Raw genomic sequence first — 12,674 nt, 5'->3', positions numbered from 1 at the left:
CTTCGTCGCCCCGGGCTGATTTTTCTCGGAAACTGCCTTGTGGCTGGCATACTGGCAACCTTTCCGGGCCTTTGAGCCCGGGGTCCATGCGCGTGTCATGAGGATTTGCGGTGAAAAAGATAGCCGTGTTCGCCGATGTACAAAACCTCTACTACACCGTGCGCCAGGCGTACGGCTGTCACTTCAACTACGCCGCCCTGTGGGCTGACATCAGCCAGCGCGGGCAGATTGTCGAGGCGTATGCCTATGCCATCGACCGTGGCGACAGCAAGCAGCAGCAGTTCCAGCAAATACTGCGCAACCTCGGTTTTACCGTGAAGCTCAAGCCTTACATCCAGCGCAGCGACGGCTCGGCCAAGGGTGACTGGGACGTGGGCATCACCATCGACATCATGGACGCCGCCGCCCATGTCGATGAAGTGGTGCTGGCCTCCGGTGACGGTGATTTCGACATGCTGCTGGACCGCATCATCAACAAGCACGGCGTCGAGGCTGTGGCCTACGGCGTGCCGGGGCTGACGGCCAACTCACTGATACGCGCCGCCAGCCGCTACGTGCCGATCGAAGGCGCGTTGCTGCTTAAATAGATTTTCGACGGAGTTGGAACAGGTTTGGAACGTATAGCGGTCATCGACTTTGAAACCACCGGCATCCAGCCGAGCAGCAGCTGCCGGGCCACGGAAATTGCCGTGGTCATCCTGGAGCAGGGCCAGATCGTGGACCGCTACCAGAGCCTGATGAACGCCGGCGTACGCGTGCCGGGGTTTATCGAGCAACTGACCGGCATCAGCAACGCCATGCTGCGCACCGCGCCGTCGGCGGAGCGGGTGATGAACGAGGTGAACGAGTTTGTTGGCACCACGCCGTTGCTGGCCCACAACGCCGCGTTTGACCAGAAGTTCTGGGATTTCGAGTTGGGGTTGATCCGACGTACGCGTTTGCAGAAGTTTGCCTGTTCATTGTTGCTGGCGCGGCGCTTGATGCCGGCGGCACCGAACCACAAGCTGGGCACGCTGACCTCGTTTGCCCAACTGCCCCACACCGGCAAGGCTCACCGGGCGATGGCGGATGCGGAGATGGCGGCGAACCTTACCGCGCATTTAGCCCAGGAGCTGCGCCGCACCCACGGGTTGCGGGAGCTGTCACACGAATTGCTGTGCAGCTTGCAGAAGGTTCCGGCGGCGAAGATCAATGATCATTTGAAGAAGCATCGCGGGTTCTAAGGCGCTCAAGCCGAATGCCCTCTTCAACATGGCGAAGATCCAAATGTGGGAGCGGGCTTGCTCGCGAATGCGCCGTGTCAGTCAGCACATGTGTCTACTGACACACCGCTTTCGCGAGCAAGCCCGCTCCCACATTAGTTTTGCGGTGTTATCGAGGCTGTAAGCAGTCCAGCGACCGATCCACCACCACCTTCGCCATCTCCACCAAAGCATCACCGCCCGCTGCTGCCCGTGCCAGGCAGCTTCGAACAAAGGGAAGTGGTGAAGCTACTGACATCATCGCAGGCAAGCCAGCTCCCACAGTTGAGCGCGGGTGTTTCAGGCAACTCGGTCAACTGTGGGAGTCGGGCTTGCCCGCGATGGGGATAGATCAGCCACCATTCTTCCCATTCCCCTCCAACTGCCCCAACGGCACCCGGCGCTCTATCGCGCTCGACAAGATGATCGAGGTCTTGCTGAACCCGAACTTCGCCACCCGATTGATCAAGCTCTCCAGCTCCGGCATCGACCCCACCGCCGCCTGCATAATCACGCACGGATCCCCGGTCACCCGATGGCATTCAGTCAACTCGGGGATTTCCGCCAGGGCGTCGTACACCTTCTGACTCCCATGATTGGTCAACCGCAACTCAATCACGCACTGGATCGGCAGCCCCACCTTCGAAAGGTCGACTTTGGCCTGATACCCGGTAATCACACCACTGGCTTCCAGTTTCGCCACCCGCTCGGCCACGGCGGGCGCCGAGAGGTTCACGGTGCGCGCCAATTGCGCGTAGGACGCGCGGCCGTCTTCCAGCAGGGCGCTGAGAAGCATGCGGTCGTATTTGTCCATGATAAGGCTCCGGGAATCCATAGCTTTCGAAAGCACGGTTTATAGCCTTGATAACCGTGTTTTGAAAAGTGTACTGGCGCTTTAAACAGGTTTTGTAACTTATGTTTACGGCCGGGGATTTCTAAAATAACGCTCCCTTGTCCTGCCGCAGAGCTGCCCAATGCCTGGCCCACGTCGCTTTCCCTTACCGTTGATCGCCGCCTTTTTTGCGCTGTATGTGATCTGGGGGTCTACCTACCTGGTGATTCGCATTGGTGTGGAGTACTGGCCGCCGTTGTTGCTGGCGGGGATTCGCTTTATGACAGCGGGTGCGCTGATGTATGCCTTCCTGCGCTGGCGCGGGGCGCCGGCGCCGACTTGGGTGCAGTGGAAGGCTGCCGCGAAGATCGGCATTTTGCTGCTGACCTTCGGTAACGGTGCGGTCAGTGTGGCCGAACATACGGGCGTGGCGTCCGGGGTTGCCGCGTTGGCGGTGGCGACGGTGCCGTTGTTCACCTTGCTCTGTGGTTATTTCTGGGGCGCGCGTAATACCCGACTGGAATGGGCCGGGGTGGTGCTGGGGATTATCGGCATCGCCATGCTCAACATGGGCTCCAACCTGCAATCGAGCCCCACCGGTGCGGCCTTGCTGATTTTTGCCGCGGCGGCCTGGGCCTTCGGGTCGGTGTGGAGCAAGCATTTGCCGCTGCCGCAAGGCGCCATGGCCAGTGCGGCGGAGATGCTGATTGCCGGTGTAGTGCTGCTGGTGCTGAGTGCCGTCAGCGGTGAACACCTGCAAGCCATGCCGCCGCTGGAAGGCTGGCTGGCCCTGGCGTACTTGACCGTGTTTGGTTCGATCATCGCTTTCAATGCCTATATGTACCTGCTCAAGCACGTACGCCCGGCGGCGGCCACCAGCTATGCCTACGTCAACCCGGCGGTGGCGGTGTTGCTTGGGATTGTGTTTGTCGGCGAGACCATCGGCACGGAAGAAGCCCTGGCGATGTTGGTGATCATCAGCGCGGTGTTGCTGATCAGCCTGCCACAGTGGCGAAAGCCGAAACCGGAAATAAGGTAAACTGCCGCGCATTGCGACCTTGCGCTGACTTTTTCCTACGGTATTTCCATGACTTTCGCCACACTTGGCCTGATCGAACCCTTGCTGCGCGCCCTTGAGACGCTTGGCTACCAGACCCCGACGCCGGTGCAGGCGCAAGCCATTCCGGCGGTGCTGGCCGGTCGCGACCTGATGGCTGCGGCCCAGACCGGCACTGGCAAGACCGCCGGTTTCGCCGTGCCGCTGCTGCAGCTGCTGACCATGGAAGGGCCGAAAGTCAGCGCCAACTCGGTGCGCGCGCTGATCCTGTGCCCGACCCGCGAGCTGGCCGAGCAGGTTCACGCCAGCGTCGCCGAGTACGCCCAAAACTTGCCGCTGACCACGTACGCCGTATACGGCGGCGTGAGCATCAACCCGCAGATGATGAAGCTGCGCAAGGGTGTTGATGTGCTGGTCGCCACCCCTGGCCGCCTGATCGACCTGTTCCGCCAGAACGCGCTGAAACTCAACCAGCTGCAAACCTTGGTGCTGGACGAAGCCGACCGCATGCTCGACCTGGGCTTTTCCGAGGAACTGGCGAACATCTACCGCATGTTGCCGAAAAAGCGCCAAACGTTGCTGTTCTCCGCGACCTTCTCCGACGAGATCCGCCAGTTGGCCGGGCAGATGCTGATTGACCCGCTGACCGTCGAAGTCAGCCCGCGCAACGTTGCCGCCAATACTGTTAAGCAGTGGGTGGTGCCGGTGGACAAGAAGCGCAAGGCGGAACTGTTTGTGCACCTGATGCGCAAGGGCCGCTGGAAGCAGGTGCTGGTATTCGCCAAAACCCGTAATGGTGTGGATGCGCTGGTGGAAAAACTCCAGGGCCTGGGCATCAATGCCGACGGGATTCACGGCGACAAGCCACAAGCCACTCGCCAGCGCGCGCTGGATCGCTTCAAGAGCAGTGACGTGCAGATTCTGGTGGCTACTGACGTGGCGGCCCGTGGCCTGGACATCGAAGACTTGCCACTGGTGGTCAACTTTGACCTGCCGATCGTGGCCGAGGATTACATCCACCGCATCGGCCGTACTGGTCGTGCGGGCAACACCGGTGAGGCGATTTCCCTGGTGTGTGCGGATGAAGTAAACATGCTGTCGGCCATCGAGATGCTGACCCGTCAGACATTGACCCGGAAGATGGAGCAGGACTTCGAACCGGAGCATCGCGTGCCGGATACCGATGCCACTGGCCAGGTGGTGAAGAAGCCGAAAAAGCCGAAGAAACCCAAGGCGTCCGGTGGCGGCAAGCGCAACCTGGGCAAGTGGGTGGAGAGCGGTGAAGTGTCGGTGGCGGAGCCGTCGATCAAGCCGGTGCGCAAGGTTCCTGCGTTTAATACTGGGCCGCGTAAGAAGAAGTAAGCCTTAAGGATCGTTCCCACGCTCTGCGTGGGAATGCATCCTGTGACGCTCTGCGTCAGCTTCAGAAGCGGACGCGGAGCGTCCTGAGCGGCGTTCCCACGCGGAGCGTGGGAACGATCAGTTCTTCAGCCATTCCAGCATGCCGCGCCCAGCCACTCGCCCGCTGGCAAAACACCCCGTCAGTAAGTACCCGCCCGTCGGTGCTTCCCAATCCAGCATCTCGCCTGCGCAAAACACACCCGGCAATTGCTTGATCATCAAGCGTTCATCCAGCACCTCAAACGGCACACCGCCCGCAGTACTGATGGCTTCATCCATCGGCCGGGTTTTCACCAGTGTCAGCGGCAGCGCCTTGATATCCACGGCCAATTGCGCCGGATCGTTGAAATGCTCGGCCGGGGTCAATTCCCGCAGCAGCGCCGCCTTCACCCCGTCCACTCCCAACTGACTGTGCAAATGCTTGCTCATCGAGCGTGAGCCACGTGGCTTGCTCAACGCCGCAATCACCTTGTCCAGCGGCTTGCCCGGCAACAGGTCGATATGCACCGTGGCTGATCCATCCCGGTTGATCGCCTCACGAATCGGCGCCGACAACGCGTAGATCAGGCTGCCTTCGATGCCCGTGGCGGTGATCACGCATTCACCCAGCCGAGGTTTATCGTCCGCTAACCCGATGGCGACGTTTTTCAACGGTGCCCCGGCGAATTTGCTGACCATCAACTCGCTCCAGGCTGAGACCTCGAAGCCACAGTTACTCGGTTGCAATGCTGCGTAAGGCACGCCTTTGTCTTCCAGCAATTTCAACCATGCCCCGTCCGAGCCCAGCCGCGACCAGCTGCCGCCGCCCAACGCCAGCAGCACCGCATCACCGTGCACACTTTTGTCGCCCTCGGGGCTGTGGATAAGCAGGCTGCCGTCGGGATTCCAGCCCAGCCAGCGATGACGGGTGTGGATAACTACGTCCTGGTCTCGCAGACGCTTGAGCCAGGCGCGCAGCAGCGGGGCGGCTTTCATGTCGGTAGGAAACACCCGGCCGGAGCTGCCGACAAAGGTTTCAATCCCCAGCCCATGTATCCATTCGCACAACGCTTCGGCACCGAACTGACGCAGCAATGGCGCCATGAACGGCGCGCGCTCGGCGTAGCGCGACAAAAACGCCGGGTAGGCTTCGGAATGGGTGATGTTCATGCCGCCGACGCCCGCCAGCAGAAACTTGCGGCCCACCGACGGCATACCGTCGTACACGTCGACCCGGACCCCGGCCTGGCTCAACACTTCCGCGGCCATCAGCCCGGCGGGGCCGCCGCCGATGATGATGACGTGTTGAGGTAAGGTTTGAGTCTGGGGCATGGGGATAACTGCGGTTCGGCAAAGTAGGCCGAGCATTCTACCCGAGGACGGCGAACCTGCCTGATCAAAAAATGAACAGCCTTCTGCAGGCCATACAACTTATGGCTTGCAGCGGCTTTCACTCAGGTTATCCACAGGCAGTTCCACAGCGATTGTGGGTAAGGTGCATAACTCAATGACAACCTGATGACGTCCAGACCCGCTGCGCGCTGTGGTGCAGGATTCCGTGGCGACGGGCCAGGGCAGGGCGGTCTTTGCTGTAGCCGCCGCCGATCACGCCGACCACCGGAATATCGCGGCCCAGGCAGTGGCGCATCACGCTTTCATCGCGGGCGGCGACGCCTTGGTCTGTCAGCTTGAGGTAGCCGAGGGCGTCGTCCTTGTGCACATCTACGCCGGCGTCATACAGCACCAGGTCGGGCTGATACAGCGGCAGTAGGTAATTGAGGGCATCGTCGACCACCTTGAGGTAGTCCGCGTCGCCCATGCCCATCGGCAGTGGGATGTCCCAGTCGCTTTCGGCCTTGCGGGCGGGGAAGTTCTTTTCGCAGTGCAGGGACACGGTGATCGCGTCCGGGGTGTCGTGCAAGATGCGCGCGGTGCCGTCGCCCTGGTGCACGTCGCAATCGAAGATCAGCACCCGGTTGACCCGGCCGCTGGCCAGCAGGTAATGGCTGATCACCGCCAGGTCATTGAAGATGCAGAAACCCGCCGGGTAATCGTAGTGGGCGTGGTGGGTGCCGCCGGCCAGGTGGCAGGCCAGACCATGCTCAAGGGCCTGCTCGGCCGCCAGCAACGAGCCGCCCACCGCGCGCACGGTGCGCCGGGCCAGGGCTTCGCTCCAGGGCAGGCCGAGGCGCCGCTGGTCTTCGCGGGACAACTCGCCGCTCATGTAGCGTTCGATATACCGAGGTTCATGGGCCAGGGCCAGAATCTCGGCAGGGCAGAGTTCCGGTCGCAGCAGTTGGCTGTCCCGGGTCAGGCCGCTCTCCACCAGATGGTCACGCAACAGGCGGAATTTATCCATGGGGAAGCGGTGGTCCGCCGGGAACTCGGGGCTGTAGTCGTCGTGGTAGATCAGTGGCAAAGGCATGGCGATTTCTGACGGGAACCAGCGACGGATCTTAACAGCGCGTTACACTCACGCACATGGCAAGGGAGGGGGATCAATGGAGCCAATACTGCAATTGGAAAGCGCACGCTTGGTGCTGCGCCAATGGAGCGATGCCGACTTGCCGGAGTTTGCGCGCATGTGCGCCGACCCGCAGGTGATGCGTTATTTCCCGGCCACCTTGAGCCGCCTGGAAAGCGCTGCGCTGATCGGGCGTATTCGCGGCCATTTTGCCGAATACGGTTTTGGCCTGTGGGCGTTGCAGCGTAAAGATAGCGGCGAATTCATCGGCCTCACCGGCTTGCTGAATGTCAGCTTCGAGGCGCCGTTCACCCCGGCGGTGGAAATCGGCTGGCGCCTGGCCAAGGAACACTGGGGCCTGGGCTACGCCAGCGAAGCCGCCTGGACCGCCCTGCGCTGTGGTTTCGACCGGCTGAAGCTGGACGAGATCGTTTCGTTTACCACTGAAGCCAATCTGCCATCACAAAAAGTGATGCAGGCCATCGGTATGCATTACGATCCCCTGGCAGATTTTGAACACCCCAAGGTCGCAGCGGATGACCCGGTGCGGCATCATGTGTTGTATCGCATCACCCGCGCCCAATGGTTGGACACGCTGCACGGATAAGCAGCCCGGAATGCCCAATAGATTGTTGTAGGAGATGCTCTATGAGCCAAGTGTTGGAAGATCTGGTGGACCTGCTGACCCTGGAGCCGATCGAGGAAAACCTCTTTCGCGGCCGCAGCCAGGACCTGGGCTTTCGCCAGCTGTTCGGCGGCCAAGTGCTCGGCCAGTCGCTGTCGGCGGCCAGCCAGACCGTTGAAGAGGCGCGGCATGTGCATTCGTTGCACGGTTACTTCCTGCGCCCGGGCGATGCGGCGTTGCCGGTGGTGTATTCGGTTGACCGGGTACGCGATGGCGGCAGTTTCAGCACGCGCCGGGTGACGGCGATCCAGAAGGGCAACCCGATCTTCACCTGCAGCGCTTCGTTCCAGTACGACGAAGAAGGCTTCGAGCACCAGACCACCATGCCCGTGGTGGTCGGCCCGGAGAATCTGCCGTCGGAGCTGGAGCTGACCCAGCAGCGCGCGCACCTGATTCCTGAGCACATGCGCGAAAAGCTGCTGTGCCCCAAGCCGATCGAAGTGCGGCCGGTGACCGAGAAAGATCCGTACAACCCGCAGCCGTCCGACCCGGTGAAGTACGTGTGGTTTCGTGCGGATGGCGCCTTGGCCGACTCGCCGGCGTTGCACAAATACCTGCTGGCCTACGCCTCGGATTTCGGCCTGTTGACCACATCGCTGCTGCCCCATGGCAAGACGGTTTGGCAGAAAGACATGCAAGTCGCCAGTCTCGACCACGCGCTGTGGTTCCACGCCGACCTGCGTGCCGATGACTGGTTGCTCTACGCCATGGACAGCCCGTGGGCCGGCAATTCCCGTGGGTTCTCCCGGGGCAGCGTGTACAACCGCGCCGGGCAACTGGTGGCGTCGGTCACCCAGGAAGGCTTGATTCGTCATCGCAAGGATTGGGCATGAGCCTGAGTGATGTGAAGCATTGGGTGTTCGACATGGATGGCACCCTGACGGTGGCCGTGCATGACTTTGCGGCGATTCGCGTAGCGTTGGATATTCCGGCGACTGACGACATTCTTACGCACCTGGCGGCATTGCCCGCCGACGAAGCAGCAGCCAAGCATGCGTGGCTGCTGGAGCATGAGCGCGAGTTGGCGCTGGGCTCGGTGGCGGCGACCGGTGCGGTGGAGTTGGTGCGGGAATTGGCCGGGCGCGGTTATCGGCTGGGCATCCTGACGCGCAATGCGCGGGAGCTGGCCCATGTGACGTTGCAGGCGATCGGCCTGGCGGACTGCTTTGCGGTTGAGGATGTGTTGGGGCGCGATGATGCGCCGCCCAAGCCTGATCCGGGTGGTTTGTTGAAGCTGGCGCGAGCGTGGGAAGTGACGCCGCAAGAGATGGTGATGGTCGGTGATTACCGCTTTGATCTGGATTGTGGGCGGGCGGCGGGGACCAAGACGGTGTTGGTTAACTTGCCGGATAACCCGTGGCCGGAGCTCGCGGATTGGCATGCCGAAGATTGCGCGGTATTGCGCCGGATGCTCTAACCCCAGGCAATAAAGATCAAATGTGGGAGCTGGCTTGCCTGCGATGCAGACACCGCGGTGTATCAGTAACACCCAGGTGATGCCATCGCAGGCAAGCCCGCTCCCACATTTTTGATCCGGTTTCTTCAGTGGTTATGGAAACAACACCTTCTGCCCTTCAGGCGACGTAAACATCTTGTCCCCGTCATGCCCAACCCCCGGCACTTCAACCAGTTTGTGGCCCAGCTGCGGGTGCCGCTGCTTGAGGTAGTCAAAGTAGTTGTGCCCGCGAATCAAGCGATACGCGCCCTGGGTTTCAGCTCCGCAGCTCTTGTCCAGCGCCGGGTGATTCGGGTCGGTGTCCTGCTGGCCCAGCAAGTAAGTGACATTGCGCGAAACGTAAGCCTGCTCCAACTGCTCGGCACTCTGCCCCTTGGCGTAGGCCGGTAGATTTTGCATGCCGTATTTCCAGTCATTGAAACCCGGGCAACTGGCCACATCGAACTTCACTGGCCGCTGTGGGCTGAAGTACGCGTAGGACGACGGGTTGGCCACCACATAGCGCAGGCTGATGCCCTCGGTTTGCAGCAGCGGGTGATCATGCCCGGTCAGCGCAAAACGCTGCACCACTTGACCGCCGCCGGAATGGCCGGCCACTACGATTTCCTTCAGGTTCGGGAACAGCTTGCGGTTGCCCAGGTGCTTGATGATCTGGTCCAGCGCGCCGTAGGAGCTGATCTGGCCCGGGCCGGTGGACGGCTCGCCGGCCATCCAGTCGTTGCTGTTCCAGCGCAGGGTCTGGTTGTCGACCTGGTTGCGCTTGATGTCGGTCTGGTTGAGAAACTGCGGCGCAATCACCAGGGTGTTGGCGTTTTGTCCTGCGTCTTTGGCGGCCTTTTCGCCGCTGTCCAGGTAGGTCATGGCGTTGCGCAGGCGGCCATGCACGATGATCAGCGCGCGGGTGACTTGAGGCAGCGGCTGGCGCCAGTCCTGGCTCAAGCCGACGCTCAGGTCGCCGGCATCCAGGTGAAAACGATCGGGGCTGACCACCTTGACGCCATGCTCGGCGGCCCAGGTGGAGGAGGAACAGGTGATCAACAAACCTAACAGCAGACCCAGTCGTTTATTCATTTAAAGGCTCTTGGCGGTAAAGGTGTCGCATTGAGTGATCTGGCCCTGGGCGAAGCCGGTCTTGAACCAGCGAACCCGCTGTGCCGAGGTACCGTGGGTAAACGAGTCAGGTACCACGCGGCCCTGGCCCTGTTGCTGCAAGCGGTCATCGCCGATGGCGTTGGCCGCATTCAATGCTTCTTCAATGTCGCCAGGCTCCAGCCAGTTCAGGCGCTTTTGCGCCCGGTTGGCCCACACACCGGCGAAGCAGTCGGCTTGCAGTTCCTGGCGCACCAACAGGCCGCCGTCGCCTTGCATCTGCCGGCCTTGCTGGCGGGCTGCCTGAATCTTCGCCGAGATGCCCAGCAGCGTCTGAACGTGGTGTCCGACTTCATGGGCAATCACGTAGGCCTGGGCGAAATCCCCGGCGGCCTTGAAGCGTTGGGACATTTCCCGGAAGAAATCCAGGTCCAGGTATACCTGTTGGTCTGCCGGGCAATAGAACGGCCCGCTGGCGGAGGTGGCGCCACCGCAGGCGGAGTTCACCCGACCGCGGAACAGGATCAATTTGGGGTTCTTGTAGGTCAGGCCGTTTTCCTGGAACACCTGGGCCCAGGTGTCTTCGGTGTCGCCGAGGATGGCGCGCACGAAGTCGGCCTGTTCATCATTGGCCGGTGGCGCCTGGCGGGTTTGCGGGCTGACGGAGGGCGCTTGCTCGGTGAGCTGGCCGCTGAGTTGCCCGAGGATCTGCATCGGGTCCTGGCCGGTCAGCCAGCCGATGCCGACGATCAGCACGATGGCCGTCAGGCTCAGGCCCTTGCCGCCGCCAAAACGCATGCCACCGCCACCGCCGCCACTGTCATCGCGGGCGTCCACCACGTTGTCGCTGCGTCGGCCTTTTTTCCATAGCATGTGGCAATCCTCTTGATGGTTCTGCAGCTCAGTGTTGTTGGTGTGTGGGGTTGGCGCCAGTCCGGCTGTCTGACGATGCTAAACGCTGTGTCGGCCGGCCTGTATGAAGCTTGTGTCAGTCGCGGCAATAGCCTTCGCCGGTGTCGACGATCAGGCAGTCCTTCTTGTCGGCCAGCCATTTCAGGCCAGTGGCTTCGCCGTCGCCGGCGCTCAGGATCTGCGGGCCGTCCGGGCGCTCAAAGGTGATGCCGTCTTCGGATGCCTGGCCCTTGAAGGTGCCGGAATCATCGTCATCCAGGCCGTATTTCATGGTCAGTACATAGTGGCCACGGCCGATGCTGTCGTCCTTGGCGATGGTCAGGTTCAGGCCTTCGACGCCTATCCACTTGCCGACCCATTTGTCGGTGGGCAGCACTTCCGGTACCAGCGTCGCTTGGACGGAGGGCGGTGCTGGTGCCTTGGCGGTCTCGGCTTGCTTGTCGCAGGCGCTGAGCAGCGCCAGGGTCGAAAGAATCAACAGGGTTTTTTTCATGGTACGAAGGCCTTGGTTAAAAAACGCGCAGTGGGCGGGGCGGCGTGAAGCGTTGGACTGGAAAACCGCAATTTAGTGCGCTGTTCGAACAGTGTTTGGTTATGCTCTTGAGCGAGGCGCTTTACCCGTTCTAGATTATGCCGCGGTATGCGGCGGTCATTTCAGCCTGCCACTCAAGAGAATGCAATGACCCTCAGCACCCCACTTTCCGGCGTCAACCACCCGCTCAAAGGCATTTTGCTGATTGTGGTGGCCACTTTTCTGTTTTCCAGCCACGACGCGCTGTCCAAATACCTGGCCGGGTTCTACCCGATCGTGATGGTGGTGTGGGCCCGTTACCTGGTGCACACACTCTTGATGGCCGGGATTTTCCTGCCGCAATCAGGGCTGCGGGTACTGCGCAGTAAACGACCGTTGCTGCAGGTGGCGCGGGCCTTGTGCCTGCTGGGCACCAGCCTGTTTTTCACGGCGGCGTTGCACTTTATCCCGTTGGCCGAGGCGACGGCGGTCAACTTTCTTGCGCCGATTCTGGTCACCGCCTTGTCGGTGCCGCTGCTGGGTGAGCACGTGACCCGTGGCCAATGGCTGGCGGTGATTTGCGGGTTCATCGGGGTGTTGATCATTGTGCACCCCGGCGGTGAGCTGTTCACCCCGGCGGTGTTGTTGCCTCTGACGTCCGCGCTGTTCTTCTGCTTCTACCAACTGCTCACCCGCATCCTCAGCAAGTACGACACGCCCACCACCAGCAACTTCTTCGCCGGGCTGTGCAACACCTTGGTGATGAGTGCGCTGGTGCCGTTCTTCTGGCAAGTGCCGAGCCTGTGGCATGGGGTGTTGATGCTGGCGCTGGGCAGTTGCGGGATGACCGCGCACTTGATGCTGACCCAGGCCTTCCGCTTCGCGGCGCCGGCCTTGCTGGCGCCGTTCGGCTATTGCCAGATCGTGTTTGCGGGGTTGTTGGGCTGGCTGGTGTTCAATCACACCCCGGACCTGACCACGGTGGTCGGGATCGGGGTGATTTGCCTGAGCGGGTTGGCCGCTGCCTGGCAGCAGCGGCGCAGGTAG

Annotated in this window: 14 protein-coding genes; 8 read left to right on the top strand and 6 right to left on the bottom strand. The window is 61.6% G+C overall.

Translation table 11 applies throughout. The features are described 5' to 3' along the window. Window positions 1-110 precede the first annotated feature (110 nt). Both JFU58_RS13060 and JFU58_RS13055 read left to right on the top strand, forming a co-directional pair. Window positions 111-587: an NYN domain-containing protein gene (locus JFU58_RS13060; protein ID WP_017476223.1), complete on the top strand. Its 477-nt coding sequence runs from the start codon at window positions 111-113 to the stop codon at window positions 585-587. A 24-nt stretch (window positions 588-611) separates the two neighbouring features. After that, window positions 612-1,223: a 3'-5' exonuclease gene (locus tag JFU58_RS13055; protein WP_017476222.1), complete on the top strand. Its 612-nt coding sequence runs from the start codon at window positions 612-614 to the stop codon at window positions 1,221-1,223. Window positions 1,224-1,593: 370 nt separating this feature from the next. On the opposite strand, the gene JFU58_RS13050 is transcribed toward JFU58_RS13055, so the two are convergent. Continuing rightward, a complete protein-coding gene (locus tag JFU58_RS13050; RefSeq protein ID WP_010174823.1) occupies window positions 1,594-2,055 on the bottom strand; it encodes an Lrp/AsnC family transcriptional regulator in 462 nt (153 codons plus the stop codon). A 160-nt stretch (window positions 2,056-2,215) separates the two neighbouring features. Here JFU58_RS13050 and yedA point away from each other — a divergent pair, with 160 nt between their 5' ends. After that, window positions 2,216-3,112 carry a drug/metabolite exporter YedA gene (gene yedA / locus JFU58_RS13045; RefSeq protein ID WP_177026241.1) on the top strand — a complete coding sequence of 299 codons (897 nt, stop codon included), beginning with the start codon at window positions 2,216-2,218 and terminating at the stop codon, window positions 3,110-3,112. A 48-nt stretch (window positions 3,113-3,160) separates the two neighbouring features. Then, a complete protein-coding gene (locus JFU58_RS13040; RefSeq protein WP_201140865.1) occupies window positions 3,161-4,492 on the top strand; it encodes a DEAD/DEAH box helicase in 1,332 nt (443 codons plus the stop codon). A 117-nt stretch (window positions 4,493-4,609) separates the two neighbouring features. On the opposite strand, the gene JFU58_RS13035 is transcribed toward JFU58_RS13040, so the two are convergent. Next, complete coding sequence (locus JFU58_RS13035; RefSeq protein ID WP_201140864.1) at window positions 4,610-5,842, bottom strand: TIGR03862 family flavoprotein; 1,233 nt, start codon at window positions 5,840-5,842, stop codon at window positions 4,610-4,612. A gap of 172 nt (window positions 5,843-6,014) precedes the next feature. Continuing rightward, entirely contained in the window at window positions 6,015-6,935 is a 921-nt protein-coding gene (locus JFU58_RS13030; protein ID WP_063026951.1) for a histone deacetylase family protein, read from the bottom strand. Window positions 6,936-7,011: 76 nt separating this feature from the next. On the opposite strand from JFU58_RS13030, the gene JFU58_RS13025 reads away from it, so the two are divergent. The 3 genes from JFU58_RS13025 to JFU58_RS13015 are packed head-to-tail and all read left to right on the top strand — an operon-like array spanning window position 7,012 to window position 9,076. Beyond that, complete coding sequence (locus JFU58_RS13025) at window positions 7,012-7,581, top strand: GNAT family N-acetyltransferase (protein WP_017477870.1); 570 nt, start codon at window positions 7,012-7,014, stop codon at window positions 7,579-7,581. Between the two features lie 41 nt (window positions 7,582-7,622). Further along, complete coding sequence (tesB, locus tag JFU58_RS13020) at window positions 7,623-8,492, top strand: acyl-CoA thioesterase II (RefSeq protein ID WP_003215520.1); 870 nt, start codon at window positions 7,623-7,625, stop codon at window positions 8,490-8,492. After that, window positions 8,489-9,076: an HAD family hydrolase gene (locus tag JFU58_RS13015; protein WP_177026244.1), complete on the top strand. Its 588-nt coding sequence runs from the start codon at window positions 8,489-8,491 to the stop codon at window positions 9,074-9,076. The genes tesB and JFU58_RS13015 overlap by 4 nt, the downstream gene beginning before the upstream one ends. A 132-nt stretch (window positions 9,077-9,208) precedes the next feature. Here JFU58_RS13015 and JFU58_RS13010 read toward each other — a convergent pair whose 3' ends face one another. The 3 genes from JFU58_RS13010 to JFU58_RS13000 all read right to left on the bottom strand — a co-directional run bounded on the left by JFU58_RS13010 (window position 9,209) and on the right by JFU58_RS13000 (window position 11,609). Further along, on the bottom strand, window positions 9,209-10,186 hold the full coding sequence (locus JFU58_RS13010; RefSeq protein WP_177026245.1) for an alpha/beta hydrolase: 978 nt from the start codon (window positions 10,184-10,186) through the stop codon (window positions 9,209-9,211). Beyond that, window positions 10,187-11,077 carry a KPN_02809 family neutral zinc metallopeptidase gene (ypfJ, locus tag JFU58_RS13005; RefSeq protein WP_063026957.1) on the bottom strand — a complete coding sequence of 297 codons (891 nt, stop codon included), beginning with the start codon at window positions 11,075-11,077 and terminating at the stop codon, window positions 10,187-10,189. It abuts the gene before it with no gap. A 115-nt stretch (window positions 11,078-11,192) separates the two neighbouring features. Beyond that, window positions 11,193-11,609 carry a hypothetical protein gene (locus tag JFU58_RS13000; protein WP_017477865.1) on the bottom strand — a complete coding sequence of 139 codons (417 nt, stop codon included), beginning with the start codon at window positions 11,607-11,609 and terminating at the stop codon, window positions 11,193-11,195. A 186-nt stretch (window positions 11,610-11,795) separates the two neighbouring features. On the opposite strand from JFU58_RS13000, the gene JFU58_RS12995 reads away from it, so the two are divergent. After that, the gene (locus JFU58_RS12995; RefSeq protein ID WP_017477864.1) at window positions 11,796-12,674 is read left to right on the top strand and encodes a DMT family transporter; all 879 of its coding nucleotides are present in this window, start codon (window positions 11,796-11,798) and stop codon (window positions 12,672-12,674) included.

The organism is Pseudomonas sp. TH34 (assembly GCF_016650865.1).
Classification (GTDB): domain Bacteria; phylum Pseudomonadota; class Gammaproteobacteria; order Pseudomonadales; family Pseudomonadaceae; genus Aquipseudomonas; species Aquipseudomonas yamanorum.
Note: the sequence above shows the minus strand (reverse complement) of the source record. Positions and strands in the feature narration are given on the sequence as shown.